The organism is Bacteroides sp. OF04-15BH (genome assembly GCF_003477995.1).
Taxonomy (GTDB): domain Bacteria; phylum Bacteroidota; class Bacteroidia; order Bacteroidales; family Bacteroidaceae; genus Paraprevotella.
This window is the reverse complement of sequence record NZ_QUEM01000075.1, coordinates 1-3,337: the sequence shown is the minus strand read 5'-3', so window position 1 is coordinate 3,337 and position 3,337 is coordinate 1. Positions and strand designations below refer to the sequence as shown.

Sequence of the window (3,337 nt, the reverse complement as noted above, 5' to 3'; positions counted from 1 at the left end):
TTTGAGGAGGCCAGACAGGAAATCCGGGACCGCTATCCGGAACCGTTTTATTGGGCCGGTTTCGTGATGATAGACTGATGCGAAAACGCTGAGATGCTTTTGGAGAAACATTGATGAAATAGATTCAAGATATGCCAATGAGATTTTATACCATTCTATTAGCTTTGTTGTTTTTCTTCTATACCGGAAACGGACAGGCACAGCAAATCGATAAAAAAGTCGAGGCCGCCATGGATAAGGGTTTTGCCTATAGCAAAGCCAAGAATTACCAAAAGGCCCTGGAAACGTTTCAGAAGGTGGGCGAGGCCACCAAAGGCATGCGCACAGACCGGGAACGGCAGATTTATGTCCGCTCCCAGCGCATGATTGTGTTGTGTTATCAGATTATGGGGCAAGGCAAGCAGGCCATGGAATGCTGTACGGAACTGATCAAATTGCCTCTGAAAGGGCAGGAAAAGCAGGATGTACGCGATTTGTATGTCAACACTGTGACTTCGTATGTTCAGGACAAGATGGTCACGGAATATGAGAACTTTTCCGATTTGCGTGCTTTCCTGTCCGAATTGGAAGAGTACTCCGTACCTTCGATGCAGAGGCTAATAAAAGGTTTGCAGGCCGATACCTGGAGCTTTGAAGCATTGGAGTTTTATCGAAAGAATGAGATGTTGCAGGCATATTCCTGTTTGATAGAAGCCTATGAGTGCTATGAAAAGCTGAAGGATGTCAAAGGGCAGATGGAAACTCTGATGATGATTCGCAGCATGGAGAAAAAGTATGCAAAACTGATTGAAGAGCGTTCTGTGCTGGATACGGAAGAGGGATTGGCGGCGCTGATGCAGAAAGCAGAGCTGGCAGATGGGGAGAACCGGATTGCAGAAGCGTTGCAGAGTTTTCGGATTGTGGGGAAATACACCCGAAAGATAAAAACTGAAAGTGCACAGAAGCTGCATCGGCGTGCCCAGATTCGGGCGGTTCGTTGTTATCTGCGTATGAAGCGTTATCAGGAAGCCTGGCTGAACTGCCGGGAACTGCTGGCGATGGACTTTTCCGGAGAGGAGAGAGCGGAAGCAGAGCATCTGGCTGTGCATAGCGGTCAGCTGTTTGCCTCGATGAAATTGCTTCCGGGAGCCACTGATTATCCGGGAGCGCGTAAGATTCTGGCAACCATTATGCCCTATGCCTCAGATGAGAGTTCTCGCGATCTTCAGAACCTGTTGGGCTCTTCCTGGTATCTGGAGGGAGGAAAATGTGTTCTGAAAATGAAAACGGAACAAGCCGACAGCTGTTTTCAGAAAGCATTGCAGGCATATATCGCCGGAGGTGACCTGAAAGAGCAGAGCCAGACTCTGCTCCGCCTGGGAGAGATACGCCGGCAAAAGGGAGAGGCCCAGAAGGCACAGGAACTTTTGGAGAAAGCCCGGAAACTGGCCTTGCAGGTCAATGATTCCGAATTGTTGGCCGACGTCCGGAAGGAAATGCTGTTGCTGTCACGCCAGCAGAATGATATGGACACCTATGCCTCGGAGAGATTTGCGTTGGACTCTCTGAAGGATATTGGTTTGCGGCAGCAATATTATTTGGATTATGGCGACCGCATGATGGAGCAGGGTGATTATGCCCTGGCGGAGTACTACTATAACAGGAGTCTGTTCATGGTGTCGCCCGGGAAAGGAGACGCGTCTCTTTTCGTTCTTTATTATGCCAAGATGAGGGATCTGAAGATGGCTCTAGGAGATTACCGCTCGGCAGAAGAATACGGTCGTGAATATCTGATTCTTTCTTCAGACAGAAGAGATGCCGCTTTTTTTGAGCCTTGGGTGACCCAGGGACTTATTTATGCACGCCTGAAGAATCTGAAATCGTTTACCGAATGCTTTGATGTCATTCTGGGGTTGATTTTAAAGAAAGATCCTGCGCCGCGTATGTTGGCTATGGTCTATAAAGCCCGTGGTTTGGGATATTCTTTGTTTGAGGACTGGAAAAAGGCTTATGAGGACTTTTCCGAAGCCGGGAAAATTCTGGCGCAGTATGGAGCTGGGGATGACGAGCTGTTGGACAATCTGTCGTCGCAGGGTATGGTCCTGACAAGAATGAAGAAGTATAAAGAGGCTCGAAAAGCGTATCGGCGGTGTGCCGAGGCTTATCGGGCAAAATATGGCAAGGAATCGTCCCAGTATCAGGAGACTCTGGCCAGATTGGGAACTGTGGAACTGTATTTGGGCAACAAAGATGAAGGATGCCGGCTGTACGGGCAGGCGGCCCAATGGCTTCAGAATATGGTAAAATCCCAGTTGCGCTATGTGAACTCAGCCGAGCGTGGTTCGTTCTGGAATGTTGCGATGGAGAAACTGTGGACGATGCCTTTCTTTGCCTTGCAGGCCGAAGCTACCGACAATGCTTTTACGGAAGCCAGTTATAATGCCCTGCTCTTTTCGAAATCCCTGTTGCTCGAAACCGAGAAATCTCTACAGAAAGCCATCCAAACAGAAGGTAGCTCCGAAGACCTGGAGAAATTCAAGAACATGCTTGAACTGAAGGAACAGACTTCGGCTTTATATCGGAAATATGGTGCCGACAGCGATACTCTGGCAGTTTTGAATGACCGGATACAGAAACTGGATCATGAGCTGACGGTCCGTTCCAAAAGCTATGCCGATTACACCCGTTTTCTGGACTGGGACTATCAGCAGGTCCGGAAACTATTGAAGGACAACGAGCTGCTTGTTGATTTTGTGGATTATGTGCCCCAAAAAGGCAAGACGGAATATGCCGCTTTCCTGATCCGTAAGGACCGTGAATATCCTCTTTTGCTCCGCCTGTTCACACAGAAAGAACTGGATGACCTGATGCCGGAAAATGCTTTGGATTTGCTGTATGGGGCAACTGCTTCGGAAAAAGCCGTCAAACTCCTTTGGGACAAGATCCGTCCGCATGCTGTGGAAGGAGCTACCATCTATTATGTTCCTTCGGGCAAGCTGTATCAGCTGGCGTGGGAATCCTTGTCCACCGGCGATGGCAGTCTGCTGGGCAAGCACTATCGTTTTGTGCGTCTTTCTTCTGCCCGTGAAATCGCTCGTGTGCATGCGGTTCGGGAGTCTGGGCATTCGGCGGTGCTGTATGGCGGTTTGCAATACGACATGACGGGCGATGAGATGCTGGCCGAGAGCCGTAAGTATTCGGTCGGTTCGCAGATGGTGATGCGCAGTACCTTGCGGGGCGACAGTGCCTTTGTGGCGCTTCCCGAGAGCAGCGAGGAAGTCCGTCAGATTGCGGATATCCTGACTTCCCGGAAATACCAGGTGCAGGTGCACGAAGGAATCTCCGGTACGGAAGAGTC

1 protein-coding gene is annotated in these 3,337 nt (G+C 49.7%); it reads left to right on the top strand.

What is annotated here, in order from left to right; all coding sequences use genetic code 11:
• Positions 1-131: 131 nt before the first annotated feature.
• On the top strand, positions 132-3,337 hold a 3,206-nt coding region (locus DXA74_RS15730), incomplete at its 3' end, for a tetratricopeptide repeat protein (RefSeq protein ID WP_147401160.1).